Consider the following 25,822-nt stretch of genomic DNA (forward strand, 5'->3'; position numbering starts at 1 on the left):
GCAAATTCACTGTGGCAAAATATCCCCGCCGGAGGCTTCGGTGCGGCGCAGCCGCGCCGAAAACCGGGGGCATGCTTCCCTTCCAGCGCCTCGGCTGTTCGGGAGACTGCAAGGTAAACCGGGGGGAGACAGCAGCGCCGCGCGCGCCACGGTCATGCGACGGGCGACAGCCCCCCATCAACATTGAGCGCGGCACCGGTGATGTAGGAAGCCGCGTCCGAGACCAGGAAGCAGGCGGCATTGGCGAATTCCTCGGCCTCGCCCAATCGGCCCATGGGCACCGTTTCAGCCACCGGGCGCAGGAATTCCTCGTAGCTTTGCCCCTTGCCCGAGGCCGCGTAGCGCCGCTCCCACTGGCCCGACTTGATCTTGCCCACGCAAAGCGCATTGACGCGAATGTTCCATGGCGCGAGTTCCTGGCTGAGCGTGCGCGTGAGCGACAGCCCCGCCGCGCGGCTGAGCGCCGTGGGCACAGCCCCCCCGCCGGGCGCCTTGCCCACCACCGCCGAGACATTGATGATGCGTCCGTCGCGACGCGCCTTCATTCCCGGCACCGCAAGCTGGATCAGGCGGATGGCGGCCATCAGCTTTAAGTCGAAATCGGCGAGGATTTCGTCATGCGTGATCTCGTCGATCGGCTTGCGCAACGAGCTTCCGGCATTGTTGACAAGAATATCCACCTGTCCGAAGCGGGCCTCGGCCCGGGCGAAGGCCGCGTCGAGCGCCTGCCGGTCGGTCACGTCGCAAGCGATGGCCTCGACCGCGCCGCCGCCTTCGGCCTCAATCGCGTGGCGGGCCTCCTCAAGCGCCTCGGCCCCGCGCGCGAGGATCGCCACATTCGCCCCCGACGCCGCGAAACGCCGTGCCATTGCCAGCCCCAGGCCCATGCTGGCCCCGGTAACAAGCGCGGTCTTTCCCGAAAGGTCTATCTGCACCATTGCCCCCTTTTTCGTGTTTGCCTCAGTCGCCCGCCAGAGGACTGACAAGCCCTCCTCGCCGTCTGCGGCGCACGACCGACCAGAGTGTCCACAGCAGCATCAGCACGGTCAGCGCCAACAGCGTGCCCGCGATGGGACGCGAGGCGATGACCAGCCAGTCACCACGGTAGATCTGCATTGCCCGGCGAAAATTCTCTTCGACCATCGGCCCCAGGATGAACCCGATCAGGATCGGCGCCAGTTCGAATCGCATCAGCCGCAAGGCATAGCCCAGCAGCCCGAACATCATCACCAGCCCGACATCGAGCACCGAATTGCGCACCGTGTAGACCCCGATGCAGATCAGGCAGATCACTGCCGGATAAAGGATCGCGTAGGGAATTTTGAGCACCCGCACCCACAGCCCGATCAGCGGGATGTTCAGCGCCAGCAGCAGCACATTGCCGATCCAGAAGCTGACAGCCAGCCCCCAGAAGATTTCGGGGTTGGAGTTCATCAGCCCCGGCCCCGGCGATATTCCGTGAATAAGCAAGGCGCCCATCATCACGGCCATCGTGGCGCTGCCCGGAATGCCGAGCGTAAGCGTGGGAATGAAGGCCGTCTGCACGGCCGCGTTATTGGCCGACTCGGGCGAGGCGATGCCTTCGATCGCGCCCTTGCCAAAGCGTTCCGGCTCGCGGGCGATGCGCTTTTCCAACGCATAGCCGACAAACGTGCCGATGCTCGGCCCGGTTCCGGGCAGCGCGCCGAACAACCCCCCGATGCCCGCCCCGCGCAGCATTGGCAGGAAGGTGCGGCGTGCTTCGTCCCGTGTGGGGATCATGGAGCGCAGCGATACCTTCTGGTTGAAAGGCTTGTTCACCGTGCGGGTCAGCGACAGGATCATTTCGGAGACCCCGAACAGCCCCATCGCCAGTGCGATGAAATTGATGCCGTCGCGCAATTCGGCATACCCGTAGGTGTAGCGCGGCGCACCGGTGGCGAGATGGGTGCCGACAGTGCCCAGCGCCATGCCGAACACCACCATCGCCAGCCCTTTGGCGGGCTTGTCCTGCGTCACCGTCGCCGCCGCGACAAGCCCGAAGAGCATCAGCGCGAAATATTCCGCCGGGCCGAAGACGAGTGCCCATTTCACAATCAGCGGCGCCAGCGCGAAAAGCGCAATGATGCCGATGGAACCGCCGAAGAACGACGCCAGAGTCGTGACAAGCAATGCCACCCCTGCCCGGCCCTGCTGCGTCATCGGGTAGCCGTCGAGACAGGTCACGGCATTGGACGGCGTCCCCGGCAGGTTGAGCAGGATCGACGAAGTCGAGCCGCCATATTCCGCCCCGTAATAGACCCCCGCCAGCATCACCAGCGCCGTGGTCGGCTCCAGATAGAAGGTTATCGGCAGTAGCATCGACACCGCCGCCAGCGAACCCACCCCCGGCAGGACGCCGAAGAATGTGCCAAGAAAGACGCCCAGGAAACAGTAAAGCAGGTTGTTCGGGGTAATTGCGGTATCAAGCCCGATAAGGATATTGGCCCAAAGATCCATTATGGCGCGGTTCCCTAGAACGGATTACGGAAAGCGGGAATGGACAAGCCCAATCCCTGGATGAACAGCAGCCAGCAGGCGAACGAAAGCAGCACCGCTGTGACCACCGCGAAAAGCGGGGTGGCGTCCCGGTTGCCCGTAACTGCAATCAGCACGGTTATGACAATCGAGGGCACAAGCCCCAGCCGCGGAAGCAGCAGGGCAAACGCCAGGATTGCCCCGAGAACAGCGACCAGCGCGCGGGGGGCAAGTTCAGGCCAGCGGGTTTCCTGGCCCCGTGCGGCGATGGCAATCAGCACGCCGAGAATCATCGCGGCAATACCCAACGCAAGCGGCAGGAAGCCCGGCCCGGTGCGGGCCATCGTGCCCACCTGATAATCCAGCGCACCAACAAAGAAAAAGACGCCGACGGCAAACATGAATGCCGCCGCCAGCAGTTCGACCTTATCCATTCTGGGCATGTTGTATGACCCCGTGATCCTGCCTGCAGGCGACCAAGCTTAAGATCGCCACATCATCCGCCATCATGTCACAGATGCAACCGGCCGGGCAGCACCCGGCCGGTTGTTCATTGTCGGTTGCGCATGCGCTCAGTTGCCGTCACGCATTCCGGCATCGACAGCGACTTCTTCCCAGCGGTCGAAGTTGGCTCCCATGAAGTCATGGAATTCCTGCACCGACATCGGGCGCGGCTCACCGCCATCGCCGGCGAGAAACTCGCGGAATTCGTCGGTGGCCAGCACTTCGTTGATCGAGGCATTGAGAAATTCGACGATGTCTTCGTCCATTCCTGCCGGCCCGAGGATACCCCACCATTGCAGCACCTCGAAACCTTCCAGCCCGGATTCGTGCAGGGTGGGAATTTCAGGCGCCGCGGGCGAGCGCTCGAGGCTGGTCACGGCGATGGGCTTGATGTTGCCCTCGACGATCTGCGGCAGCATCTGGGTCATCGAACCAATCGAATACTCGATATGGTCGCCCATCACGTCGACCATGGCAGGCCCGCCGCCCGAATACTGGATGGCCTCGACATCGACGCCGGCCTGCTGGTTGAGCAACTCGCCCGCAAAATGCTGGATCGAGCCCACACCGGTGGCGCCATAGCTCAGCTCGCCGGGGTGCTGGCGCAGGTATTCGAACAGCTCCTCCGGGGTGTCGGCGGGGATATTCGGTCGCGCCCCGATGACCAGAGGCACCTGGCCGACCAGCGCGATGCGGGTGAAGTCCGCGCGCGGATCATAGGGGATGTCATCCTGCACCGCAGGATTCATCGTGAACGTCACCGACGCAATCTGGATCGTGTAGCCGTCAGGGTCCTGCTCGGAAACATAGAGCGAGCCGACAGTCGCCCCGCCGCCCGGACGGTTCTCGATCACCACGGGCTGGCCCCACATTTCGGAAAGCTGGCGCCCGAGTTGACGCGCCACGATGTCGTTCGACCCGCCCGTTGCGAAGGGCACGACCAGCGTGACCGGGCTGTCGGGGTAATCGGCCAGCGCCGGCCCCGCCAGCGCCGTGGCCGCAAGCAGCCCCGCAGCGGTGCTCAGGAATTTTCTCTTGGTGGATGGCATCATGGCTTCCTCCCTATTTAGCCTTGGTTTGCCGTCTCTTACTGTCAGGCCTCCTGCCTGCGCTCCGTTACAGCCCGGCACGCCTTCTTGACCGCGCCAAGCTGTATACAGCATTATCCTACCGTATACTCCATGCTTCTTGATCCTCATTCTCTTGTCAAGGGCTGTGGCCGGAAGAAGCCGCCCCCGACGCGAAAACCCTTGTGGCACAGGGCACAACCAACGCTTGCATAGATGAGGAAGGCGGCTTGAATGACCTGCGCCGACGATGCGCCGCGCTGTTCTCTTGCCAGCCGTGAGCTTGCGAAACCTCGTTTCACGAAACGCCGCTCCCGTGATCTGCGCCGTCAGGTGTTCTGACAGGCGAAACACCGTATCATTCTGGAAGAGCGCCCCTTCCAAAGCAAGTCAAATCTTGGGAAAGCGCGGCTTGCCGCACGTCATACGCCGGGCCGACTGCGTCAGATCGCGCCAGCGAGGCGCATGGTCGGCGGAACACCGGATCGAGAAAAACAATACAAGAGCGGCCTGAACCTGCATAGGCATATCCCGAATCACATCCCCGATTGACCAGCCATTCCCCATTCTCTAGCTCTTTCACCAGCCGACGCCGCAGCCAGAGGAACCTGATGTTTCAGAACTTCACCGCCACGACCCGGCCCGAACAGGGGCCGCCACGGCTGGCGAAGCTCAGGGCTGAACTGGCCGGGCACGGGCTCGACGGGTTTATCGTTCCGCGCGCCGATGCCCATCAGGGCGAATATGTCGCCCCCTGCGACGAACGCCTGGCCTGGTTGACGGGGTTCACCGGCTCGGCGGGGTTCTGCATCGTGCTGACCGGCGCGGCGGGGCTGTTCGTCGACGGGCGCTATCGGGTGCAGGCCCGCGCACAGTTGGACCTTGCCCATTTCACGCCGCTCGACTGGCCCGCCACCCAGCCCGGCGCCTGGCTGCGCGCGCAACTGCCCGAAGGTGGCACCATCGGCTTTGACTCCTGGCTGCATGGCCGCGATGAAATCGCCCGGCTGGAGAGCGCGCTGAAAGGCAGCGGCATCCGGCTGACCCGCTGCACCAACATGGTCGATGCCGTCTGGCATGACCGCCCTGCCCCGCCGGCCGGGCCAATCCGCACCCACCCCGAAGCGCTGGCCGGTCGCAGCGGTGCCGAGAAACGCGCCGAAATTGCCGAGTCGCTGCGCGCGGCAGATCAACGCGCCGTGGTGCTGCCCCTGCCCGACAGCTTGTGCTGGCTGCTCAATATTCGCGGGTCCGACATCCCGCGAAACCCGATCGTGCAGGCCTTTGGCATTCTGCATGACGATGCGCGGCTGGACCTGTTCCTGAACCCCGAACGGCTGGATGACGACCTGCGCGCACATCTGGGCGATGACGTAACGCCCCGGCCACCTGAAGCCTTCGCCGAGGCCCTGCGCGCCCTGACCGGCCCGGTTCGGCTGGACCCCAGCAGCGCGCCGCTTGCCATAAGCGATGCGCTCACCGAGGCCGGGGTCGCGATCGCATGGGCCGAAGACCCCTGCATGTTACCCAAGGCGCGCAAGACCGAGCCCGAGATCGCCGGCATGCGCGCGGCCCATCTGCGCGACGGGACTGCGATGGTGAATTTCCTCGCCTGGCTTGATGAACGTGCCGAGGCCGTGGTCAAGGGCGGCACGCAACTGGCTGAGATCGACGTCGTCCGCGCGCTGGAGGGGTTCCGCCGCGACACCGGCGCGCTGCGCGACATCAGTTTCGAAACCATCGCCGGCAGCGGCCCCAATGGCGCCATTGTGCATTACCGCGTCACCGAAGACACCAACCGCCCCCTGCGCGCAGGCGAGGTGCTGCTGGTCGATAGCGGCGGGCAGTATGACGACGGCACCACCGACATCACCCGCACCGTTCCCATCGGCCCGGCAGGCGACGAGCCGCGCGCGGCCTTCACCCGCGTCCTACAGGGTATGATCGCGATCTCGCGCCTGCGCTGGCCCGAGGGGCTGGCCGGGCGCGACCTGGATGCACTGGCGCGCTATCCGCTGTGGCTGGCCGGGCAGGATTACGACCACGGCACCGGCCACGGCGTAGGCGCGGCGCTGTCGGTGCATGAGGGGCCGCAGCGGCTTTCGCGCGCCTCGACCGTGCCAATTGAGCCGGGAATGATCCTGTCGAACGAGCCGGGATACTACCGCGAAGGCGCCTTCGGCATCCGAATCGAGAACCTGGTGGTGGTGCGCAAGGCCGCCCCCCGGCCCGGCGCGGATGATCGCCCGATGCTGGATTTCGAGACGCTGACCCATGTGCCGATCGACCGCCGGCTGATCGACACCGCCGCGCTGTCGGCGGGCGAACGCGCCTGGCTCGATGCCTATCACGCCGAAACCCGCGCGCGGCTTGCGCCTTTGGTCGAGGGTGCCGCGCGGGAATGGCTGCTGCGCGCCACCCGCCCGCTGTAAGCGCAAGACTTGCACGCGGGCCGGGCGGTTCTAGTGTCATGGGTCGCGCGATTATTCACCCGGAGCCGCCACCATGCCGCTTGAGTTTCCCGACGCCATGCCCCAGGCCTTTGCCGATGCCTGGATGGCGCGCGATGCGCGGGCCCTGGCGTGGCTCTTCGCGCCGGATGCCGATTTCGTCAATGTCGTCGGCATCTGGTGGCATGGCCGCGACAGGATCGAGGCTGCGCATCACCACGGACTGACACGGTATTTCGCACATAGCCGCCTGACCCCGGGGCGGGTCGAGCAGCGGCAGCTTGGCCCCGACGCGGCCGTGGTGCGCTGCCGCTATCGGCTGAGCGGGCAGACCACCGAGGCCGGCGACACAGCGGCCCCGCGCAGCACAATGATGATCTTCGTGATGCAGCGCTCGCCCGAGGGCTGGCACTGCGTCGCCGCTCAGAATACCGATATCCACCCCGGGGCCGAGACCCACGAGGCCGCCCCCGAAGGGCTGCGGCAACGCCCGGTCCGAAAGGGCGCACCGCCAACAGGCGAAAATTTGGCCGATAAAAACAATCGGAATTGACATTCCCGAGTCTTTCACTCAGCATGCCGGCAGATCCAAGCCATCCTTCGCGGCCAGCCCGGATATCCAACCCGTGTGTGACGCCTGACGAGCGGAGTGTGACGATGACCGCGACGACCCGACCTGCCACGGCCCCTGCCCGGAACCGTCCGGTTTCCAGGGGGGCGGTACGATGAACATGGCCAGCCGCTTCACCCCCGCGGCCACACCCGGCCATGACAGCCGCCGGCCTGACCACGGCACCCATCCCCAGCCTGACCCGCTGCCGACGCACGATGCGCGCGCACTCACGGGTGGCGGGGTGCAGGCCCGGATCGTGCTGGACGGCCAGACATACAACCTGCGCATCACCCGCGCAGGCAAGCTGATCCTGACCAAGTAACCGGAAGCCCCGCCATGATCGTCTGTCACTGCGCCTCGATCACCGACCGCGAAATCCGCGCCGCCATCGACTGGATGCGCGCGGCGGACCCGCACACGATCATCACGCCCGGGAAGGTCTATCGCGCCCTTGGCCAGCGGGCCGATTGCGGCGGATGTCTGCCGCTCTTTCTTGATACCATGCGAGAATGTGCCACATTGGAAGTACCGGTGGAATTGCGCGGCCTGCGCCAGCCCGGCACGGGCCACGCCAGGCAAAGCCAAGCCAAGCTGAGAAGGAGCCAGCATGAAGGGCGACAAGAAAGTCATTGAGTATCTCAATGCCGCGTTGCGCAGCGAATTGACCGCAATTAGCCAGTATTGGCTGCATTACCGCCTGCAAGACGATTGGGGCTATGGCAAGATCGCGGACAAGTCGCGCGCCGAAAGCGTCGAGGAGATGCACCACGCCGACAAGCTGATCGAGCGTATCCTGTTCCTCGAAGGGCATCCGAATCTGCAAAAGCTCGACCCGCTGCGCATAGGCGAGAACCTGCGCGAAACGCTCGACTGCGATCTCGCGGCCGAACACGATGCGCGCAACCTTTACATCGAGGCTCGCAATCACTGCGACCAGGTCGGGGATTACGTGTCAAAAAACCTGTTTGAGGAACTGATCGCCGACGAAGAGGGGCATATAGACTACCTCGAAACGCAAATCGGCCTCTATGACGAGATCGGCGCCGAGCGCTACGGCTTTCTCAACGCCAAGTCCGCCGACGAGGCCGAAGGCTGAACGGGCCGGCCCGAGGTCGCGCCAGAACGGCCATGCAGGATTACGTTCTCGTGCTGCTGACCGCGGCGGGTGCCTCGCGCCGGATGCGGGGGCGCGACAAGTTGCTTGAGCCGGTCCGCGGGCAGCCATTGCTGGCCGTGCTTGCCGCGCGGGCCGGCGACTCGGGCGCGCCGGTCCTGGTGACGCTGCCGCCCGGCGACACGGCACGCCGCGCCGTTCTGGCGCCGGGCACGGACTCTGTCACCGTCGATGATGCGGCCGAAGGCATGGCGGCCTCGCTGCGCGTGGGGGCCGCCCAGGCGCTGGTGCGCGGGGCTGCCGGCTTGATGGTGTTGCCTGCCGACATGCCCGAGATCACCGGCGCGGACATCGCCGCCATGATCCGCGCCTTTCTGGCCGCGCCCCGTCCGCGGCCGATCCTGCGCGCCCAGTCGCAGGATGGCACGGAATGGGGGCACCCGGTGATCCTGCCCGCGCGGCACTTGCCTGAACTGGAAAGCCTGCAGGGCGATACCGGCGCACGCGACCTGTTGCGCCGCCATGCCGATGAGTTGCGGGGCTTTCCGCTGCCCGCACGTCATGCCCTGACCGATCTGGACACCCCCGAAGACTGGCAAGCCTGGCGCGAATCGCGTGAGGGCAAGCCATGAGCGGCCCTGGCCCGGTGGCTACCCCAGCCGCCCCCGCGTCTTGAGCGCGCGCGCATAGAGCCAGAGCAGAAACAGCACCAGCGCCGCCGCGAAAGCGACCTGCCAGCCGGGGTATCCCATGAAATCGGGCACCGGGGCCGCCTCAAGCAGCAGCACCCCAAGCCAGCCCATCATCGCCAGAAAGGCCAACGCGAACAGCAGCACCGCGCCACGTTCGGCCATCAGCAGCAGGACCGCCCCAAGAAACCCGGCCCAGACCGCCGCGGCCCAGAGCGCGCCGCCCCACGCGGGCTGCGCGTCAAGAAACGCGGTCCAGCCCGGCGGCACATGGGCAAGCCAGGCCTCGATATCCAGCCGGTGCGCCAGATAGTCCACCGCCCAGACCCCCTGCCACAGCAGGGCCGCCACCGCGATGACCGTCAGGTGAAAAGGACGGGATGAACTGTCTGGCATCGGGCAACCTCCTTGCGTGTCAAACTCAGACTGACGCGGCGCCACAGGCCTGTCCAGTGTGCAATGGATGATCGGCCGAATGAAGACGTCTGCCAGCCTTGCCGGCGCGCCTCGGCACTGCAGCGCCATAAGCGGCAAGGAGCACGGCGCGTGCGCATCCATGCGAAGAAAGGGCCGCCCTGCCTCCTGAACTGGCCCACCCAGGATCAAAGCCGGAGCAACGCACGCGCCTCATAGGCTTTCAGTGTCATGCGTGCCGCGACATAGGCGCGCTGCCCCACGGGGTTCGCAAGCTCGGGGAACAGCGCGAGCAACTCGGCGCGCTGCGCGCGATCGAGGCCCGCGAGGCTCATGTCGCCGGGCTGGAAGCTTTCGGTCCAGCAGCCATCGGAACGCAGCAGTTCATGCTGTGCGCACATCACATGGATATAGGTCACAGGCGTATCGGTCAGCCGATGCACCCCCGGCATCCCCACAAGATGCTTGGCAGGCACCAGGACCTCGTGCTGACCGAAAAGCAACTCGACCGTGGGGCTGGTCACCAGTACCCGGTGCTGGGGCGAAACCATCATGTCGCGTTCGGGCCCCCCTTCGCCCAGTGCGCCTTTTTCTATCAGCACGGGGGCGAATTCCGGCTTTTCGACCAGCAATTCGGCGCTGACTTCCTTTTCACCTACCCAGACAAGCGGCTGAAAGCCGTGGTCGCGGGTCAGAACCCGGTCATCGACGAACAACTCCTCGACAGGGATGCGCCCCTCATCGGTGTCGATCAGGGTGCCGGGGGTGAAGCAGGGCACGATCCTTTCGATGCTCTCGAACCGCAGATCACTGCTGCCGTCCTTGAAGCGCACCACGCCATCATTCGACTGGGTGCCATCCTCGTTCACCGACTGGCCGGTAACCTCGATTTCGGCGATGTTGTCTTTCTGGCCAGACAGCACAAGGGTATCGAACCCCTCGTCACCATACACCTCGTCACCAGGGGTGCCGAAGATCGTGTCATCGCCCGCACCGCCGTGGATCGTGTCGGCCCCGGCGCCGCTGTAGATGAGATCGTCGCCCTCGTCGCCGAAGATCAGGTTGCCCGCACCGTCGTCCTCCGGCCCCGGTGCCACTGCGTCATATGCCGGGTTAAGGAAGGTCGCCCCCGAACGCCCCAGATCGACCGTGAACATCACATCTGTGAAATCGGCGTCCCAGTGATCAGCGGGCAGATCCTCGAACCCGAAGGTCCAGGTGCCGTCTTCGTTTTCGGACTGCCCCTGCAAATGCACCGCGCGATCGCTGTTCAGCGAGACGTTCTCGCCATACCCGGCCGAGTGCCAGACATCGCCCGCGATGACGGTCTGCGTGCCATCGGGCGCGATATGGACAAGTTTCGGTGCGGCATCGTCCAGCCCGGCGCGGCCGCCCGTGTCATCCAGGAAGGCCAACTCGCCTTCGCCCAGGGCGGCGTAATCGTTCAGCGCATTGCCATTCGCGATCAGGAAGGTGCCAACCTCGGCCCCCGGCGGCACCGGAAAGCTGGCCTGACTGACGCCGGGCACCAGATCTCCGCCGCCGAATTCCGGCTTGGCATTCGCAAAGGCAATGCCTGCGCCGGTGATTTCGCCAGTCAACGGGTCGATGTAATAGTAACCGAGCGTGTTTTCATAAGCAGCCGTGCTGCCCTCATAAGTGATGGTCACGGTGAAATCTTCGGCACTGCCCCCGCCGCCGATGATCGTGTCATTGCCGGGCCCGCCATGGATCACATCCGCCCCCGGGCCGCCCACGATAAAATCATCCCCCGCGCCACCATAGATCGTATCGTCGCCCGCACCGCCCGAAAGCACGTCATCGCCATCGGTGCCGTGAATGACCTCGCCCCCGGCAGTGCCGGTCGTGGCCATTGCATCGCTGTCGGTGGTGAAGGCCGGGGCATCCTCGACCGTGTCGAAAACGGTGACGTATTCGATGCTGCCCTCGAAGAAGCGGCCCAGATTGTCGGCGGTATTGTCGCCCGAGCGTTCCTGCCCCGCCCCGAAAGTCCAGGGTTCGTTATAATCGTCGCCCATGTTCATGGTGAGATTCGCGGGCACCGGCGCCGCATGTTCCGCCCCGGTCGCCAGGTTCGTGACACTGAAGCGCCCGCCGTCGCCGCCGTGATCCCAACTGTAGGTGACGCGCACGTCGTCGCCGGGAGCGAAGAACGCTTCCGCCGTCTCGAATCTCAGGCTTTCACTGTCGGTCTGGTGGCGCGCGACGACGCGGCCATCCGCCGTGACCGACAAGGTGAAATGCCCGCCATCGTCAAACCCGGCGGAATCGCGCGAGACCAGCGTGTTAAGGCCACTGCCAATATGCTGTGACTGACTGAAGACAAGCTCGAGCGTGCCGGTGTCCAGCTGGAATCCGTCATCCGCGGGCACTTCGACATACTGCCCCTGGCTCAGGATCAGGCGGCCATCCTCGGCATGGGCACCGTTGTGATAGATGCCATCCTGCGCCACACCGTCAGCGGTAATGCCGTCGGAGGCAGTTCCCTCCGGGTCATCGTCTCCGAATAGCCAAAGCGCGATCTGTGCCATCAAATAGTTCTTCCGTCCCCGATCATTGCCGCCCTGTCACGGCTGCCTCGGGGCAAATACCGCCCCGGCCATCGGAAACGATAAGTGTCAACTATGGTTGAACGTGGAACAGAATGTGTCGCTTTTCAGGAAAACCGGAAGCGCAAAGCACGCCCGCGGCGCGCCCCGGAAGGATACGCCGCACGCCTTTTCCGGCTGACAGCCCCTCTCGGGCCGCCGCGTCAGGAGGCCAGCAGCCGGGCCTCGTGCCGCTTGAGCGTCTTGCGGGCCGCGCCGTAGGCTTCACGCCCCGCGTCGTTTTGCAGATCGGGGAACAGTTCGAACAGTTCCAGCCGCTGGGCGTTGCCCATACCCTTGAGCGTGTAATCCCCCGGCTGGAAGGTTTCGCTCCAGGCGCCGTTCGACAGCACCACCTCGTGACGGTCGCACATGAAATGCACATAGGTCACGCCCAGGCTGTCCACCTCGCGCACCCCGGAGTGATTGACCAGATGCTTGGCGGCGACCAGCACTTCGTGCTCGTCGAAATAAAGCGACGTGCGTTCATTGGCCACCAGCACCCGGTGCTGGGGCGAAACCAGCATGTCACGCTCGGGCAGATCGTTGCCCAGCGAACCCTTCTCGATCAGCACCGGCTTGAGGTGCGGGCTGCCGGCAAGGCCCCGCCAGTCAAGCCGCCTTGCCCCGATCCAGCGAATTTCCTGAATGCCGTTGTCACGGGTGATGACCTTGTCACCCTCGCGCAGGGATTCGACCAGCCGCTCACCTTCCGGCGTGGCGATCACCGTGCCGGGGGTGAAACACGGGATGATCTTTTCGATCGAGATGAACTCAAGCCGGTCGGAACCGTCCTTGAAATCGATATAGCCATCCTGCGAGACCGAGCCATCAGGGTTGTGCACCTCCTTGGTGATCTTGATCTTCTCGATATTGCCCAGTTGCCCGGGCAAATAGAGCGCATCAAACCCCTTGCCACCGTCGATGGTGTCGCCCGGCGTGGCATAGAAGGTGTCATCGCCCTTGCCGCCGTAAGCCTTGTCCGCCCCGGCGCCGGTGTAGATCACATCATCGCCGTCCCCGCCGAACAGCTTGTTGGAACTGTCTGGGTCGCCATCAGGCAGATCAGCAGTGGCGTCGAAATCCGGGTTTAGCAAGGTTGCCCCCGAATTGCCCAGGTCGATGGTAAACACCACATCATCGAAATCGCGGTCGCCAAGCCCAAAAATATCCTCGAAGCCGAAAGTCCAGGAGCCATCGTCGTTCTCGGACATCCCTTCGATATGCACTTCGCCATCGGGATTGAGCCCGGCAAGATCACCGGAAGCCACCGAGTGATAGACCTTCCCGTCCAGGGGGGTCTGCGTGCCGTCCTTGGCCAAATGCACTAGGTGCACGCCTTCGTCATCCGGCTTGGCAGGCTCGCCGTTGGCGTTGAGGAACTTGTACTCGCCCTCACCCAGTGCTTCGAAATCGTTCTCGGTCGCGCCTTGCGCAATTATGAAGGCGCCGATCTGGGCGTGGGGCGGCACGAAAAAGGAGAAGGTTTCTCCGGCATTGTCAGGGTCGGTCGAGTTCTCGAACGCGATCTGGGTGTTCATGATCTCGCCGCAGACCGGATCAACGAAATAGAAACCCAGCGTGTTCTGATAAGCCGCCGAGGGCGCATGAAGTGTCACGGTGGCGGTGTAGTCCTCCAGGCTGCCGGCACCGCCGATGATCACATCGTCGCCCTTGCCGCCGGAGATGGTGTCCGACCCGATGCCGCCCATCAGCGTATCGTCACCGGCGCCGCCCTTGATCAGGTCGCCGCCGGGCCCGCCGACAATCACATCGTCGCAGTCGGTACCGATCAGCGTATCGTCGCCATCGGTGCCAAGCAGCACCTGACCGCTCTCACAATCGTCATCCTCGTCATGACCATCGCCATGCTGGTGGCCATAGCCATGCCCCTGGCCGTGCTCCTCGTGACCGCGGCCATGACCCTTGTGGCCGTCCTCGTCATGCCCTTTGACATTGTCAGGCCCGCCCTTTTCCGGACCCTTGTCCTTGTCATCATGACCATCGTCGTGCCGGTGGCCGTAGCCATGCCCTTGCCCATGCTCTTCGTGCCCGCGGCCGTGCCCCTTGTGGCCGTCCTCGTCATGCCCTTTGACATTGACGGGCCCGGACTTTTCGAAGCCCTTGAAGTTGAAATCGGGCGTCTTTCGCGGGCCATGGTCATGACCGTCGTGATCTTTCACATAACCGGGGCCGGTCTTTTCCTGTCCGTGTCTTCCGTTATAAAAATTCTCGCCGCTCACAACCTCGTCCCCCATTCGCCGGGCAAAATCCGACGCGCTGCTTTCTGTTCCCTGCGCTGCAGGCGCCAGCCGAAATACATTCTGGCAACCCAGCCGCACATGCCGAGGCCCCGAGAAGGCCGGGGCCGCTCAACCTTCGCGAGCGGGGGCAAAATTCGGGCAGGTACGTAACGCCCTGCACGCAATCGCGCGCCGGACATCGCTTCGATGCGGAGGCACCGCAGAACCGTCTGTGCTTTTCGCACGGGATTCCGCAAGACTGTCATATCCGTCATGCAGCTTCGGCAGCAATGTCCGGTCCCGGTCGCCCCCACGGCCAAAACCCGCCCATTCGGGCAAGAAGTTTCTACTTTCCAAACAAGACCCGTTAAAGGTTTTTCTGGGGCATCTGGCGTGCCATATGGTCGCTGCCTGCAGGCCGCTTGCATCAGATACCGGGCACCGTTTCACTTCTGGCATCAACGCCCATGCGGCGGAGGCCGCTATCAGAAGCAACTGGAATCAACGCCCTATGACAAGGCATTGCTGAATCCGGCCACGACAGACCGCCCGCAATCCACACGCTTTAGTTGACATTACGAAAACATCGGCACGCGCGAGTTGTGGCATCCAGCCCGCTGGGGCAAGGTTAACGCCAGTTGCCAGCTGCGCATCAATACGCGCATTTCCTCACAAATGAACAAGAATCACACACATTTGTAACCGAATCACCCGCCGCACAGCATGAAGCCGGCCCCGGGCCGCCGCCAGCTCAGGTGAAACCGGGCGGCAGATGCAGGCTCTTGACCTCCTGATACTCCTCAAGTCCGAAGCGCCCCCCCTCGCGGCCATTGCCTGATTGCTTCATGCCACCAAAGGGCGAGCCCCAGGCCTGCCCCTGCCCGTTGACATAAACCATGCCGACCCTCAGCCGGGCCGCCACGCGTTCGGCCCGCGCCGGGTCGCCCGTCTGGATATAGCCGGCCAGCCCGTAGGGCGTGTCATTGGCCAGGTCGATGGCCTCATCCTCGCTGTCGAAAGGCTGGATGCACAGGACGGGGCCGAAGATTTCCTCGCGGCAGATGCGCATGTCGGGGGTGACATCGGCAAATACGGTAGGCCGTGTGAAGTACCCCCGGTTCTGCCCTTCGGGCAGGCCGGGGCCACCGCAGAGGAGCCGCGCGCCCTCATCCACCCCAGAACGGATATACTCCTGCACACGCTCCCACTGGGTGCGGCTTATCAGCGGGCCGATGTGATCGCCCGGCAGGGCAGGGTCGCCCACCCCCTGCGCGCTTGCCTCTTCCCCGGCGATGGCAAGCGCCGTGTCATAGACCGAGCGTTCGACAAGCATCCGGGTGGGCGCATCGCAGGACTGGCCGGAATTGGCAAAGCAGGTGCGCACGCCCCAGCGCACCGCCGTTTCAAGATCGACATCGGCAAAGACCAGATTGGGCGACTTACCGCCAAGCTCCAGCATGACGCGCTTGATCGTCTGGGCGCCGTCGCGGCTGACCGCCCGCCCCGCGCGGGTCGATCCTGTGAACGAGATCATGTCCACCTGCGCATGGCGCGACAGGGCCGCGCCCACCTCTTCGCCCGTGCCATTGACCAGGTTGAAGCTGCCCGGTGGAAAGCCCGCCTCTTCGATGAACTCAGCATAAAGCATGGCCGACAATGGGGTGAGTTCCGAGGGTTTGAGAATGCAACAGCACCCGGTGGCCAGCGCCGGCACGACCTTGAGCACGACCTGGTTGAGCGGCCAGTTCCACGGCGTGATAAGCCCGCACACGCCCACCGGCTCGCGCAGGATGGTATCGCCATTGGGCAATATCTCCCGCTCGGGCTGGGCCTCCAGCGCGGCGATGAACCCGTCCAGATGCCCCACCCCGACTGCGGCCTGTTCCTCGTGACAGAAATCGCGCGGCGCGCCCAGTTCCTGGCAGATCACTTCGGCCATCTCCCCCTCGCGGCGGCGAGTCACCTCGCGCAGGGCGCGCAGCAGATCCAGCCGCTCGGCGCGCGAGGTGCGGCTGTAGCTGTCGAACGCATGGCGCGCGGCCGTCACGGCGCGATCGATATCCGCGGCCCCGCCCAGGGTAATGGCGGCGATGGGCTCCTCTGTCGCTGGGTTCAGCACCGCAAAGTCGTTGGGCCGCGACGGGGCGGCCCATGTGCCGCCGATATGGAAATTGCGTCTGTCAAGCATTGCTTCACTCCTTGGTGCGGGTGCAGGCTTCTGGCGCGCCTTGCGCCCCGGTGGCCATGTTGGCGATGCCCGGTGGCCGGAAAGGCCTGCTGACCTGCCCGCCGCCCACGGCCGCCGCCACGCCGGTGGTGCCAGGGCAGGATGTCGGAAAGCCACGCAACACCCGCACTGCCAGATAGGCGAAGGCTTGCGCCTCCAGCATGTCGCCATCCAGCCCCACAGCCTCGACCGGTGCGACGGGCAGCGCCAGCCGCTCGGCCAGCATCCGCATCAGCGTTGCATTATGCCGCCCACCCCCGGCGACAAGCAAGCGTTCCGCCGGGCGGGGGAAATGCACCGCGCCTTCCGCCACACAGGCCGCGCTGACCGCCGCAAGTGTGGCCAGCGCATCGGCATCGTCCAGATGCGCCACCGCCTCGCTCAGCCAGGTGAAATCGTCGCGATCGAGCGATTTCGGCGGCACCCGGTGCAGGTAGGGCCGCGCCAGCGCCTGTGCCACGACAGCCTCGTCCACCCTGCCCGCAGCCGCCAGCGCGCCGCCCTCGTCACGCGCCAGCCCGCGCCGCGCCGCGATCAGGTCATCCATCGGCGCGTTGGCCGGCCCCGTGTCGAAGGCAAGCAGCGCGCCGGGTGCCTCGGGAGCGGGGGCGGCAGGATCGATCCAGGTCAGGTTGCCCACCCCGCCCAGATTGAGAAAAGCCAGCGGCGCCGTTGCCCCGATGTAGCGCGCGCAGGCAAAGTGGAAAAACGGCGCCAGCGGCGCGCCCTGCCCGCCCAGCCGCATATCGGCGCTGCGGAAATCCCACACCACCGGCAGGCCCAGCACCTCGGCCAGTATCCCGCCATCGCCGGCCTGATGGGTGCCCCGCCCGCCCGGGTCGTGGGCCAGGGTCTGACCGTGAAAGCCCACAAGCTCGGCCCCTTCGAACAGAGAGAGCAGCCGCGCATGGGCCGTTTCCACTACCTCGGCGGCCTCGGCCACGCCCGGCGCGCCGGGCCAGCGGCCAAGGGCCGCGCGCAGGCAGGCGCGCTCGGCTTGCGGATAGGGGCGGTAATCGCTGCGGCCGAAGGACAGGATCGCCTCGCCATCGGTCAGCAGCATGGCCGCGTCCACCCCGTCGAGCGAGGTCCCCGACATCGCCCCCAGCGCCCAGACGGGCGCGGCCTCGGCCCCTTTGCGCGCACGCTCTTCCCGCATGGCCTTCCCCTTGCCCTTTGGCGCAGATATAGACGCACCTGACTATGCAGAATGGACCAGGCGCGAATGACCTACCACCCGAAATCCGACTTCATGCGCGTGATGATCGAACGTGGCTATCTGGCCGATTGCACCGATTACCAGGGCCTCGATGAGGCGCTGGCCGCCGGAATCGTGCCCGCCTATATCGGCTATGACGCCACGGCGGCCTCGCTGCATGTGGGCCATCTGCTGAATATCATGATGCTCAGACATCTGCAGCAAACGGGACACAAGCCCATTGTGCTGATGGGCGGCGGCACCACCAAGGTGGGTGACCCGTCTTTTCGCTCGGAGGAACGCCCGCTGCTGGGGCCCGAGCAGATCGAAGCCAATATCGCCGGGATGAAACAGGTTTTCGCCAAGTATCTGCGCTTTGGTGAAGGGCCGAGCGACGCGATCCTTCTTGACAATGCCGAGTGGCTGGACGGGTTGAACTACCTGGAGTTCCTGCGCGACATCGGGCGGCATTTCAGCGTCAACCGTATGCTGAGCTTCGAGAGCGTCAAGTCGCGGCTCGACCGCGAGCAATCGCTCAGCTTCCTCGAATTCAACTACATGATCCTGCAAGCCTATGACTTTCTGGAGCTATACCGCCGCCATGGCTGCCGGCTGCAGATGGGCGGGTCCGACCAATGGGGCAACATCATCAACGGCATCGACCTGACGCGCCGGGTGGCGGATGCCGAGGTGTTCGGGTTGACCTCGCCGCTTCTGACCACCTCGGACGGGCGCAAGATGGGCAAGTCGGCAGGCGGCGCGATCTGGCTCAATGCCGAGATGCTGTCACCTTACGAATTCTGGCAATTCTGGCGCAACACCACCGACGCCGATGTCGGGCGCTTCCTGCGGCTTTACACCGAACTGCCGCTTGAGGAATGCGAGCACCTGGGCGCGCTGCAAGGGGCCAACATCAACGCCGCCAAGATCCGGCTGGCCAATGAGGTCACGGCCCTGTGCCACGGGGACGCCGCCGCCGCCGCCGCCGAGGCCACCGCGCGCGAGGTGTTCGAGAAAGGCGGCGCCGGCGAGGATCTGCCCACGCTGGTGCTGAACGCCGGCGAGATCGGCCAGGGCATTTCGCTGGCGCAGCTTTTCGTGCGCGCGGGGCTGGCGAAATCGGGCAAGGACGCCAAGCGGCTGATCCAGGAAGGCGGCGCGCGGCTCGACGATGCGCCGGTCAGCGATCCGGGGCAGATGCTCGACGCGGCGGCGCTGGCACAGCCGGTCAAGCTGAGCGCCGGCAAGAAGCGCCACGCGCTGGCCCGGCTGGAGGGCTGAGGCCCAGGCTGCCTGCATCAAGGATGACGCGCTGCGCCCGCAGCCGCCGCTGCGATGCCTTCGGCGAGGATATTTTTGCCAAGAAGACAGGGCCTGCCCGCCTTGAGACCGGCGCAAGCGGGCGACAAGGTGCGCGCACGCCGGAGGTGAGCGCGAAGGATTACTGGCGGCAGAGGCGATCAACCGACAGGCAGTAGCGCGGCGGCGATGCGGCGGCCTTCGGACAGCAGCACGTTATAGGTGCGGCAGGCCGGTGGCGTGGCCATCATCTCGACACCGATCCCGGCCTCTTCCAGTTCTGCACGCAAGGTGGCGGGCAATGGCGCGATCTCGGCGCCCGTGCCGACAAGCAGCACGTCAATCTCGTCGCGCAGGTCCAGCAGCGGCGCCCGGTCCTCCAGCCCGCCCCATGAACGCAGGCTGCCCGGCTGTACCAGAACCGCACCGTCGTGCCGCTCTCCCGCGATGCGGAAGAAGCCCGGCCCGTAGCCATCGATCACCATCGACTGGCCGAAGCTGACTTCGTTGATCTGCATTTCCTCACCTCACGAGACGCGGGGCAGGCAAGGCTTCAGGCCTCGGATTTGCCGAACTGGGTGCCGCCGGACTTGTCGTCCTTTTCCTTGGACCAATCGCGCGTCACACCAAGCATCAGAAGTACCGCCGAAGCCACATAGACCGAGGAATAGGTGCCCACGATCACGCCCCAGATCATCGCGAAGACGAAGCCGCGGATCACGTCGCCGCCCAGCACGAAGAGCGCGAGCAGCGCCAGAAGCGTGGTGATGCTGGTCATCACCGTGCGCGAGAGGGTTTCGTTGATCGAAAGGTTGAGCACCTCCTTGAGCGGGCGCTTCTTGTACTTGATCAGGTTCTCGCGCACCCGGTCGAACACGACCACCGTGTCGTTGAGCGAATAGCCCACGATCGTCAGCAGCGCCGCGATGATCGCAAGGTCAAAGCGGATCTGCAGGATCGAGAAGATGCCGATGGTCAGCACGATGTCATGCACTAGCGCGGCCACCGCCCCCACGGAAAACTGCCACTCGAACCGCAGCCAGATGTAGAAAAGCACCGCCGCAAGTGCCAGCGTCACCGCGATTATGGCGGCGCGGATCAACTCGCCCGAGACCTTGGGCCCCACCGATTCCACAGCGGTGAAGCGCAGGGTGTCATCCAGGTTCTGCAAGGCGCTTTCGACCTGGGCGATCACTTCGGGGGTGACGGCCTCTTCACCGTCCTGGGCCTGAATACGGATCATCGCCACATGCTGATCGGCGCGGAAATTCGGGTCGAACACTTCGGTGATCGCCACGTCACCAAGGCCCAGCGGCTGCACCGCGTCGCGATAGGCGCCGACTTCGACGGGGTTTTGCGCTTCGGTCCGGATCGAAGTGCCGCCGCGGAAATCGATGCCGAAGTTCAGCCCGATGATGGCAAAAACCAGCACCGAAGCGATCATCGCCACAAGCGAGGCGCCGAACGTGACCCGCCGGATGGCGAAAAAATCGATCGTGGTGTCGAGGGGAACGAGTTTCAGGCGCATGGGTTTCCCTCAGATCAGAACGGTTTTCGGGCGGCGGCGTTCATACCACATCACGATCATCAGCCGGGTGACGAAGATCGCCGTGAAGACCGATGTGACAATACCCAGCCCCAGCGTCACGGCAAAGCCGCGCACGGGGCCGGAGCCCATGGCAAACAGGATCACCGCGGTGATGAAGGTGGTGATATTGGCATCCAGAATGGCCGACATCGCCTTCTCAAACCCAAGTTCGATGGCGCGTGCCGGGCCCCTGGCGGTGCGCAGCTCTTCGCGGATACGCTCGAAGATCAGCACGGTGGCATCGACCGCCATGCCGATGGTGAGCACGATCCCGGCGATGCCGGGCAGTGTCAGGGTCGCGCCGATGGCCGAGAGCAGGCCGAAGATCATCCCGATATTGAGCAACAGCGCGATATTGGCGATGATGCCGAACAGACCGTAGCTGAGCAGCATGAAGCCCAGCACGGCCACCAGGGCGACAATGGCTGCCACGCGCCCGGCGTCGATACTGTCCTGCCCCAGTTCGGGGCCGACGGTGCGCTCTTCGAGAAAGACCATGCCCGCAGGCAGTGCGCCCGAGCGCAGGAGCACCGCAAGCTGCGTCGTTTCCTCGACGGTGAAGCGACCGGTGATGATGCCCGAGCCGCCCGATATATGCGCCTGGATGACGGGGGCCGAGATCACCTCGTTATCCAGAACGATGGCGAAGGGGTTGCCGATATTGGCCGCCGTGTAGTCGCCGAAGGCCCGCCCGCCTTGCGGGTTGAAGCGGAAACTCACTGCCGGGCGGTTGTTCTGATCGAACGAAGGCTGGGCATCGACAAGCTGCTCGCCGCTCACGACCTCGTTCTGTTCAAGGATGTAATAGGTGCCCGGCTCATCGGCGGACGGCACGAGAAGGTTGCCGGGGCCGGGGATTTCATCAGGGTTGTCGGTGCGTCCGACGACCGGGTGAAAGGTCAGCCGCGCGGTGGTGCCGATCAGTTCCTTCAACTCAGCCGCCGAGCCGATGCCCGGCACCTGGATCACGATGCGGTCGGTCCCCTGGCGCTGGATGGTGGGCTCGCGCGTGCCGGCCTCGTCGACGCGGCGGCGGATGATCTCGAGCGATTGCTGCATGGTGCGGTCATCGGTGGCGGCGCGTTCCGCCGCCGAGAGCGTGACGACAATCTCGCCCCCTTCCGTGCGCACCTCGAGATCGCTCGATGTGCCGGTGGCAAAAAGGCCCGAAACGGGGCGGGCGAGATCCTGCACCACCTCAAGCGCCCGCGCCATACCTTCGGGTTGCGATATCTGCACCCGCAACTCGCCATCGGGAGAGGGCTGGCGGCGGATGCTGCCGACCGCCGCACGCTCGTCCCGCAAGGCATCGCGCACACTGGGCCAGAGCGCATCGATCCGGTGCGCATAGACATCGCTGACCTGCACTTCGGCCAGCAGATGCGCGCCGCCGCGCAGGTCGAGACCAAGATTCATCAGCGTCGCGGGGAGCCAGTCGGGCCAGAGCGCCCGCTCGGCCGCCATTGCGTCGGTCTCCACGCCCTGTGCCTCGGTCGCGCGCACGGCATCATTGTGCCGTTCGACGCGGTCGTAGAACAGGTTCGGCATGGCGAAGATCAGCCCCAGCGCCACGAGGCTCCAGATGATCACCCGCTTCCAGATCGGGATATACAGCATGACGGCCCTTCTGCCTGAAAGATTCGGCTCAGCTGTCGGCTGGCTCGGTCTTGCTGATGACAGTCGCGACGGTCTGGCGCAACACGCGCACCTTCACATCCTTGGCAATCTCGACCTCTAGCTCACCGTCTTCCTTGACCTTGGTGATCTTGCCGATGATCCCGCCCTGGGTCACGACCTGGTCGCCCCGGCGCAGCGCCTCGACCATCGCCTTGTGTTCCTTGAGCTTCTTCTGCTGCGGCCGGATCAGAAGAAACCACATGATCGCGAAGATCAGGATCAGCGGCAGAAAGCTCACGAATGCGCCGCCAGCGGCGTCCTGGGCATAAGCGGGAGTTACGAACATTTCTTCCTCTTGCAGATGGCGCGGGAAACCCCCGCGGATGCGATTTCGCGCGGGAAACCCCGGCATGACAAGACAGGCCGGGCAGCACCCCCCGCCGATTGGCGCGCACCCTATCCGCGCCCCCCGGGCTTGGCAAGCCAGTGCGCCGAGGCGTCTGCCTCCGCGCGGTCAGATCTCCCCCACGGCATTGTCAAGCACATCAAAATCGCGCACCTTTCTGCCGAACCGGCATCCAGCGCCAGTGCCACCCCTGCAAGGAGCGATCCGCTTGATGACCAAAGCCGCCACCCCGCTGCGCGTGATCACCTCGGGCGCCTTTGCCGCCGCGCTCAAGGCGCTGCTGCCCGGCTACAGCCCACCACCGGGCTACCGGGTCGAACTGGCCTTCGGCTCGTCGCTGGGAGCCGCGCATGATTCGATCCCCACGCGGCTGGCGCAGGGCGAACGCTTCGACCTTTACCTGCTGGCCGAGGCCGCATTTGAGAAGTTCGCAGCCGATGGCTGGATCGAACCGGGCAGCCGCGCCGATCTGGTGGCCTCGGAAATCGGCGCCTGCGTGCGCAACGAAGACCCTGCCCCCGATATCGGCACCCTCGACGGCTTCATCGCCGCCTTGCGCGCCGCGCCGCGCATCGGCCACGCCGCCAGCGCCAGCGGCATCTACCTGTCGACCGAGGTCTTCCCGAAACTGGGGCTGGCCGAAGAAATGGCCGGCAAGGCCTTCACCGTCTATTCCGAGCGCGTCGGCACCATCGTCGCGCGGGGCGATGCCCACCTTGGCTTTCAACAGGTCAGCGAGATCCTCCCTATCGAGGGCGTCAAGCTGATCGGCACCCTGCCGCCCGAGATCCGCCGCCGGTTCCTGTTCTGCGCCGGGCTCGGCGCAGGCAGCCCCCACCGCGAGGCCGCGCTGCACCTGCTGCGGTATCTGGCGTCAGACGCGGCCGCGGCGACAATCCGCAAGACCGGGCTGATCCCGCTGCACCCCGAGGTCTGACAACCGCACCGCCCGCCCCCGGGCGCGGCCACCATCACAGGGCGCACAAACCCCTTCTTCTTGGCAAAAATATCCGCGCCGCAGGCATCCGCCCGTCACAATCGGTGCAAGGCCCCGACCTGCCGGGTGAGCCCGTGCCTCAGGGGCGCGCGCCGGCACGCGCAAGCACGCCCAACGGCAGCGAGGCGGCAAAGATCACCGCAGCCACCGCCACGATGGACGGGCCCGCCGGGGTGTCCCAGACCAGCGAGGCCCTGAGCCCCCCCAGCACCGCCGCTGCGCCGATCGCCACCGCCAGCAGCGCCATGGCCTCGGGCGAGCGCGCCAGCGCCCGCGCCGCCGCTGCCGGCACGATCAGAAGCGCCGCGATCAGCAGTGCCCCCACCACCTTGAGCGCCACCGCCACCACAACCGCCAGCGCCAGCGTCAGCACCAGCCGCTCACGCGCCGGGTGCAGTCCCGCGGCATGGGCCAGATCCTCGCTCAGCGTCGCGGTCAGAAGCGCGCTCCAGCGCCAGACCAGCAACCCCGCCACCAGCACGGCACCCCCGGAAATCACCGCAAGGTCCACCCGGTTCACCGCAAGGATGTCGCCGAACAGATAGGCCGTCAGGTCCACGCGCACGCCCGGCAGGAACGACACCGCCACCAGCCCGAAGGCCAGTGCCGAATGCGCCAGGACCCCCAGCGTCGTATCCATCGCCCAGCCGCGCCCGGCGAGCACCGCAACCGTCATCGCCATGACCAGCGCCACCACCAGCGTGCCGATGAAGATCGAGATCGAGAACCCCAGCGCCAGCGCCACCCCGAGAATCGCGGCGTGCGCCGTGGCATCTCCGAAATAGGCCATCCGCCGCCAGACCACGAAACAGCCCAGCGGCCCGGTGGCCAGCACCACCGCCAGCCCCGCCAGCACCGCGCGCAGGAAGAAATCGTCCAGCATCAGCCGTGCCCCTCTTGCTGGTCGAGCGTTGCCGGCTCGGCCACCCCGCCATGGTCGTGTGCGTGATCGTGATGGTGCTGGTAGAGCGCCAGAGCGCCGCCCGTGCCGGGGCCGAAAAGCGCGCGGTACTCCGGCGCGTTCAGCACCACCTGCGGCGTGCCCTGGCAGCAGATATGCCCATTTAGGCAGATGACCCTGTCCGACGCGCTCATCACCACATGCAGGTCATGGCTGACCGACAGCACCGCGCAGCCCAGTTCGCCGCGCACAGCCTCGATCAACCGGTAAAAGGCGGCGGTGCCGGGCTGGTCGAGCCCCTGGGTGGGTTCGTCAAGCACCAGAAGTTCGGGCTCGGCCAGCAGCGCGCGCGCCAGCAGCACCCGCTGGAACTGCCCGCCCGAAAGCACCGTCATCTGCTTATGCGCCACATCCGGCACACCGACGCGCGCCAGCACGCGGGCCTGCGCCTCGGGGCCGTGGCGTTGCGGCAAAGACAGGAAGCGATGCACCGGCATCGGCAACGCCTGGTCGATATGCAACCGCTGTGGCACATAGCCCACCCGCAGCCCGCGGCGGCGCGTAACCTGCCCCCGGCGCGGCGCAAGGATGCCAAGCAGCGCGCGCAGCAGCACCGATTTTCCCGACCCGTTCGGCCCGACGATGGTCACGATCTCGCCCGGCGCAATGGTGAAATCGACATCGCGCAGCACCAGCGGCCCGCCAAAACCCACCCCGAGCCCGCGCGCAGTGATCAGCGCCTCGGGCGAAGGCTGCAACGGCGGATGCGCGCCACAGCCCTGCCCGCCTTCGCCATCCGCGCAGCCCCCCGCATGCGGATCAGAGCGCGCCGAAACCTGCGCCGCGCTCATTGTGCGGCGCGGCAGGCGGGGCATAGCCCCACTGCCTCGATACTGCTGCGCTCGACGACAAAGCCCGTGGGCGCGGCGACGGCCTCGAGCGCGGCACGCGCACGCGCGGCCGGGGTCTCGGCCACGGCATTGCATTGGCGGCATATCAGGAAGGCCGCGTCGTGATCCTCGCCCGGATGCAGGCACGCGGCGAAGGCATTGAGCCGCTGGACCCGATGCGCGAATCCCTGCTCGACCAGAAAATCTAGCGCCCGGTAGGCCACGGGGGGCTGTTTTCCAAAACCGTCCTCGGCCAGCCGCTCAAGCACCTCATAGGCGCCCAGCGCGCGGTGTTCCTCGAGCAGGATTTCAAGCGCGCGGCGGCGCACCGGGGTCAGCCGCACACCGCGTTCGCGCGCAACTTCGTCGGCACGGGCCAGTGTGTCGCTGCTGCAGCGCGCGTGGTCGTGCTGACGAAACGCGACACCCTGCGGGGTGATTTCAGGCTTCTCCATCCGGTCGGTCCTTGACATGTTATATCATCACATACCATAAGCCGC

At 65.5% G+C, this 25,822-nt stretch carries 24 protein-coding genes; 8 read left to right on the plus strand and 16 right to left on the minus strand.

Features of this window, described 5'->3' with window-relative positions; all coding sequences use genetic code 11:
- Positions 1–152: 152 nt before the first annotated feature.
- The 4 genes from DQ229_RS07250 to DQ229_RS07265 form a co-directional block, all read right to left on the minus strand.
- The gene (locus DQ229_RS07250; RefSeq protein WP_202909524.1) at positions 153–938 is read right to left on the minus strand and encodes an SDR family NAD(P)-dependent oxidoreductase; all 786 of its coding nucleotides are present in this window, start codon (positions 936–938) and stop codon (positions 153–155) included.
- A 22-nt stretch (positions 939–960) separates the two neighbouring features.
- Entirely contained in the window at positions 961–2,478 is a 1,518-nt protein-coding gene (locus DQ229_RS07255) for a tripartite tricarboxylate transporter permease (RefSeq protein WP_114965605.1), read from the minus strand.
- Between the two features lie 14 nt (positions 2,479–2,492).
- A complete protein-coding gene (locus DQ229_RS07260; protein WP_162300783.1) occupies positions 2,493–2,930 on the minus strand; it encodes a tripartite tricarboxylate transporter TctB family protein in 438 nt (145 codons plus the stop codon).
- 138 nt (positions 2,931–3,068) lie between these two features.
- Positions 3,069–4,049: a Bug family tripartite tricarboxylate transporter substrate binding protein gene (locus DQ229_RS07265; RefSeq protein ID WP_162300784.1), complete on the minus strand. Its 981-nt coding sequence runs from the start codon at positions 4,047–4,049 to the stop codon at positions 3,069–3,071.
- Positions 4,050–4,678: 629 nt separating this feature from the next.
- Here DQ229_RS07265 and DQ229_RS07270 point away from each other — a divergent pair.
- The 6 genes from DQ229_RS07270 to DQ229_RS07295 all read left to right on the plus strand — a co-directional run bounded on the left by DQ229_RS07270 (position 4,679) and on the right by DQ229_RS07295 (position 8,876).
- Entirely contained in the window at positions 4,679–6,499 is a 1,821-nt protein-coding gene (locus tag DQ229_RS07270; RefSeq protein WP_114965608.1) for an aminopeptidase P family protein, read from the plus strand.
- 73 nt (positions 6,500–6,572) lie between these two features.
- Positions 6,573–7,070 carry an SgcJ/EcaC family oxidoreductase gene (locus DQ229_RS07275; protein WP_114965609.1) on the plus strand — a complete coding sequence of 166 codons (498 nt, stop codon included), beginning with the start codon at positions 6,573–6,575 and terminating at the stop codon, positions 7,068–7,070.
- 262 nt (positions 7,071–7,332) lie between these two features.
- Positions 7,333–7,452 carry a hemin uptake protein HemP gene (hemP, locus tag DQ229_RS17015; protein ID WP_420796857.1) on the plus strand — a complete coding sequence of 40 codons (120 nt, stop codon included), beginning with the start codon at positions 7,333–7,335 and terminating at the stop codon, positions 7,450–7,452.
- A gap of 14 nt (positions 7,453–7,466) precedes the next feature.
- Positions 7,467–7,763, plus strand: a complete 297-nt coding sequence (locus DQ229_RS07285) for a (2Fe-2S)-binding protein (protein ID WP_114965610.1) — start codon at positions 7,467–7,469, stop codon at positions 7,761–7,763.
- Positions 7,738–8,226, plus strand: coding sequence for a bacterioferritin (gene bfr, locus DQ229_RS07290; RefSeq protein ID WP_114965611.1), 489 nt, complete (start codon positions 7,738–7,740; stop codon positions 8,224–8,226). The genes DQ229_RS07285 and bfr overlap by 26 nt, the downstream gene beginning before the upstream one ends.
- A 32-nt stretch (positions 8,227–8,258) precedes the next feature.
- Positions 8,259–8,876 (plus strand): nucleotidyltransferase family protein, encoded by a 618-nt coding sequence (locus DQ229_RS07295; protein WP_114965612.1) that lies wholly within the window; start codon positions 8,259–8,261, stop codon positions 8,874–8,876.
- Positions 8,877–8,894: 18 nt separating this feature from the next.
- Here the strand turns inward: DQ229_RS07295 and DQ229_RS07300 are convergent, their stop codons facing one another.
- From DQ229_RS07300 to DQ229_RS07320, 5 genes are all read right to left on the minus strand, one after another.
- The gene (locus DQ229_RS07300; protein WP_155326465.1) at positions 8,895–9,329 is read right to left on the minus strand and encodes a hypothetical protein; all 435 of its coding nucleotides are present in this window, start codon (positions 9,327–9,329) and stop codon (positions 8,895–8,897) included.
- A 206-nt stretch (positions 9,330–9,535) separates the two neighbouring features.
- A complete protein-coding gene (locus tag DQ229_RS07305) occupies positions 9,536–11,899 on the minus strand; it encodes a Hint domain-containing protein (protein WP_114965614.1) in 2,364 nt (787 codons plus the stop codon).
- A 221-nt stretch (positions 11,900–12,120) separates the two neighbouring features.
- Positions 12,121–14,214, minus strand: a complete 2,094-nt coding sequence (locus tag DQ229_RS07310; protein ID WP_114965615.1) for a Hint domain-containing protein — start codon at positions 14,212–14,214, stop codon at positions 12,121–12,123.
- A gap of 736 nt (positions 14,215–14,950) precedes the next feature.
- Positions 14,951–16,387 (minus strand): aldehyde dehydrogenase family protein, encoded by a 1,437-nt coding sequence (locus DQ229_RS07315; RefSeq protein ID WP_114965616.1) that lies wholly within the window; start codon positions 16,385–16,387, stop codon positions 14,951–14,953.
- A gap of 4 nt (positions 16,388–16,391) precedes the next feature.
- Positions 16,392–17,585, minus strand: coding sequence for an anhydro-N-acetylmuramic acid kinase (locus DQ229_RS07320; RefSeq protein WP_114965617.1), 1,194 nt, complete (start codon positions 17,583–17,585; stop codon positions 16,392–16,394).
- Between the two features lie 66 nt (positions 17,586–17,651).
- On the opposite strand from DQ229_RS07320, the gene tyrS reads away from it, so the two are divergent.
- Positions 17,652–18,905: a tyrosine--tRNA ligase gene (tyrS, locus tag DQ229_RS07325; RefSeq protein ID WP_114965618.1), complete on the plus strand. Its 1,254-nt coding sequence runs from the start codon at positions 17,652–17,654 to the stop codon at positions 18,903–18,905.
- Positions 18,906–19,084: 179 nt separating this feature from the next.
- Here tyrS and DQ229_RS07330 read toward each other — a convergent pair whose 3' ends face one another.
- From DQ229_RS07330 to yajC, 4 genes are read right to left on the minus strand one after another with little or no spacing between them, the layout of a single operon-like run.
- Positions 19,085–19,441 carry an Mth938-like domain-containing protein gene (locus DQ229_RS07330; RefSeq protein WP_114965619.1) on the minus strand — a complete coding sequence of 119 codons (357 nt, stop codon included), beginning with the start codon at positions 19,439–19,441 and terminating at the stop codon, positions 19,085–19,087.
- 35 nt (positions 19,442–19,476) lie between these two features.
- Positions 19,477–20,451: a protein translocase subunit SecF gene (secF, locus tag DQ229_RS07335; RefSeq protein WP_114965620.1), complete on the minus strand. Its 975-nt coding sequence runs from the start codon at positions 20,449–20,451 to the stop codon at positions 19,477–19,479.
- 9 nt (positions 20,452–20,460) lie between these two features.
- Positions 20,461–22,128, minus strand: coding sequence for a protein translocase subunit SecD (secD, locus tag DQ229_RS07340; protein ID WP_114965621.1), 1,668 nt, complete (start codon positions 22,126–22,128; stop codon positions 20,461–20,463).
- Positions 22,129–22,156: 28 nt separating this feature from the next.
- Positions 22,157–22,474, minus strand: a complete 318-nt coding sequence (gene yajC, locus DQ229_RS07345) for a preprotein translocase subunit YajC (RefSeq protein ID WP_114965622.1) — start codon at positions 22,472–22,474, stop codon at positions 22,157–22,159.
- A 271-nt stretch (positions 22,475–22,745) separates the two neighbouring features.
- On the opposite strand from yajC, the gene DQ229_RS07350 reads away from it, so the two are divergent.
- The gene (locus DQ229_RS07350) at positions 22,746–23,471 is read left to right on the plus strand and encodes a molybdate ABC transporter substrate-binding protein (RefSeq protein WP_162300785.1); all 726 of its coding nucleotides are present in this window, start codon (positions 22,746–22,748) and stop codon (positions 23,469–23,471) included.
- A 139-nt stretch (positions 23,472–23,610) separates the two neighbouring features.
- Here the strand turns inward: DQ229_RS07350 and DQ229_RS07355 are convergent, their stop codons facing one another.
- From DQ229_RS07355 to DQ229_RS07365, 3 genes are read right to left on the minus strand one after another with little or no spacing between them, the layout of a single operon-like run.
- On the minus strand, positions 23,611–24,414 hold the full coding sequence (locus DQ229_RS07355; protein WP_114965624.1) for a metal ABC transporter permease: 804 nt from the start codon (positions 24,412–24,414) through the stop codon (positions 23,611–23,613).
- Positions 24,414–25,283, minus strand: a complete 870-nt coding sequence (locus DQ229_RS07360; protein WP_114965633.1) for a metal ABC transporter ATP-binding protein — start codon at positions 25,281–25,283, stop codon at positions 24,414–24,416. Before DQ229_RS07360 ends, DQ229_RS07355 begins: the two co-directional genes overlap by 1 nt.
- Complete coding sequence (locus DQ229_RS07365; protein ID WP_238380992.1) at positions 25,280–25,795, minus strand: Fur family transcriptional regulator; 516 nt, start codon at positions 25,793–25,795, stop codon at positions 25,280–25,282. The genes DQ229_RS07360 and DQ229_RS07365 overlap by 4 nt, the downstream gene beginning before the upstream one ends.
- Positions 25,796–25,822: the final 27 nt, after the last annotated feature.

Source organism: Alkalilacustris brevis (assembly GCF_003350345.1).
GTDB classification, from domain to species: Bacteria; Pseudomonadota; Alphaproteobacteria; order Rhodobacterales; family Rhodobacteraceae; genus Alkalilacustris; species Alkalilacustris brevis.

Excerpts from the sequence above, each read along its gene's own strand:
- secF (WP_114965620.1), bottom strand. The coding sequence starts at position 20,451 with ATGCGCCTGAAACTCGTTCCCCTCGACACCACGATCGATTTTTTCGCC.
- DQ229_RS07360 (WP_114965633.1), bottom strand. The coding sequence starts at position 25,283 with ATGAGCGCGGCGCAGGTTTCGGCGCGCTCTGATCCGCATGCGGGGGGC.
- DQ229_RS07285 (WP_114965610.1), top strand. The coding sequence starts at position 7,467 with ATGATCGTCTGTCACTGCGCCTCGATCACCGACCGCGAAATCCGCGCC.
- DQ229_RS07350 (WP_162300785.1), top strand. The coding sequence starts at position 22,746 with ATGACCAAAGCCGCCACCCCGCTGCGCGTGATCACCTCGGGCGCCTTT.
- yajC (WP_114965622.1), bottom strand. The coding sequence starts at position 22,474 with ATGTTCGTAACTCCCGCTTATGCCCAGGACGCCGCTGGCGGCGCATTC.
- DQ229_RS07265 (WP_162300784.1), bottom strand. The coding sequence starts at position 4,049 with ATGCCATCCACCAAGAGAAAATTCCTGAGCACCGCTGCGGGGCTGCTT.
- DQ229_RS07250 (WP_202909524.1), bottom strand. The coding sequence starts at position 938 with ATGGTGCAGATAGACCTTTCGGGAAAGACCGCGCTTGTTACCGGGGCC.
- DQ229_RS07260 (WP_162300783.1), bottom strand. The coding sequence starts at position 2,930 with ATGGATAAGGTCGAACTGCTGGCGGCGGCATTCATGTTTGCCGTCGGC.
- DQ229_RS07330 (WP_114965619.1), bottom strand. The coding sequence starts at position 19,441 with ATGCAGATCAACGAAGTCAGCTTCGGCCAGTCGATGGTGATCGATGGC.
- DQ229_RS07355 (WP_114965624.1), bottom strand. The coding sequence starts at position 24,414 with ATGCTGGACGATTTCTTCCTGCGCGCGGTGCTGGCGGGGCTGGCGGTG.
- bfr (WP_114965611.1), top strand. The coding sequence starts at position 7,738 with ATGAAGGGCGACAAGAAAGTCATTGAGTATCTCAATGCCGCGTTGCGC.
- secD (WP_114965621.1), bottom strand. The coding sequence starts at position 22,128 with ATGCTGTATATCCCGATCTGGAAGCGGGTGATCATCTGGAGCCTCGTG.
- DQ229_RS07310 (WP_114965615.1), bottom strand. The coding sequence starts at position 14,214 with ATGGGGGACGAGGTTGTGAGCGGCGAGAATTTTTATAACGGAAGACAC.
- DQ229_RS07300 (WP_155326465.1), bottom strand. The coding sequence starts at position 9,329 with ATGCCAGACAGTTCATCCCGTCCTTTTCACCTGACGGTCATCGCGGTG.
- DQ229_RS07255 (WP_114965605.1), bottom strand. The coding sequence starts at position 2,478 with ATGGATCTTTGGGCCAATATCCTTATCGGGCTTGATACCGCAATTACC.
- DQ229_RS07365 (WP_238380992.1), bottom strand. The coding sequence starts at position 25,795 with ATGTCAAGGACCGACCGGATGGAGAAGCCTGAAATCACCCCGCAGGGT.
- DQ229_RS07315 (WP_114965616.1), bottom strand. The coding sequence starts at position 16,387 with ATGCTTGACAGACGCAATTTCCATATCGGCGGCACATGGGCCGCCCCG.
- DQ229_RS07270 (WP_114965608.1), top strand. The coding sequence starts at position 4,679 with ATGTTTCAGAACTTCACCGCCACGACCCGGCCCGAACAGGGGCCGCCA.
- tyrS (WP_114965618.1), top strand. The coding sequence starts at position 17,652 with ATGACCTACCACCCGAAATCCGACTTCATGCGCGTGATGATCGAACGT.
- DQ229_RS07295 (WP_114965612.1), top strand. The coding sequence starts at position 8,259 with ATGCAGGATTACGTTCTCGTGCTGCTGACCGCGGCGGGTGCCTCGCGC.
- DQ229_RS07320 (WP_114965617.1), bottom strand. The coding sequence starts at position 17,585 with ATGCGGGAAGAGCGTGCGCGCAAAGGGGCCGAGGCCGCGCCCGTCTGG.
- DQ229_RS07305 (WP_114965614.1), bottom strand. The coding sequence starts at position 11,899 with ATGGCACAGATCGCGCTTTGGCTATTCGGAGACGATGACCCGGAGGGA.
- DQ229_RS07275 (WP_114965609.1), top strand. The coding sequence starts at position 6,573 with ATGCCGCTTGAGTTTCCCGACGCCATGCCCCAGGCCTTTGCCGATGCC.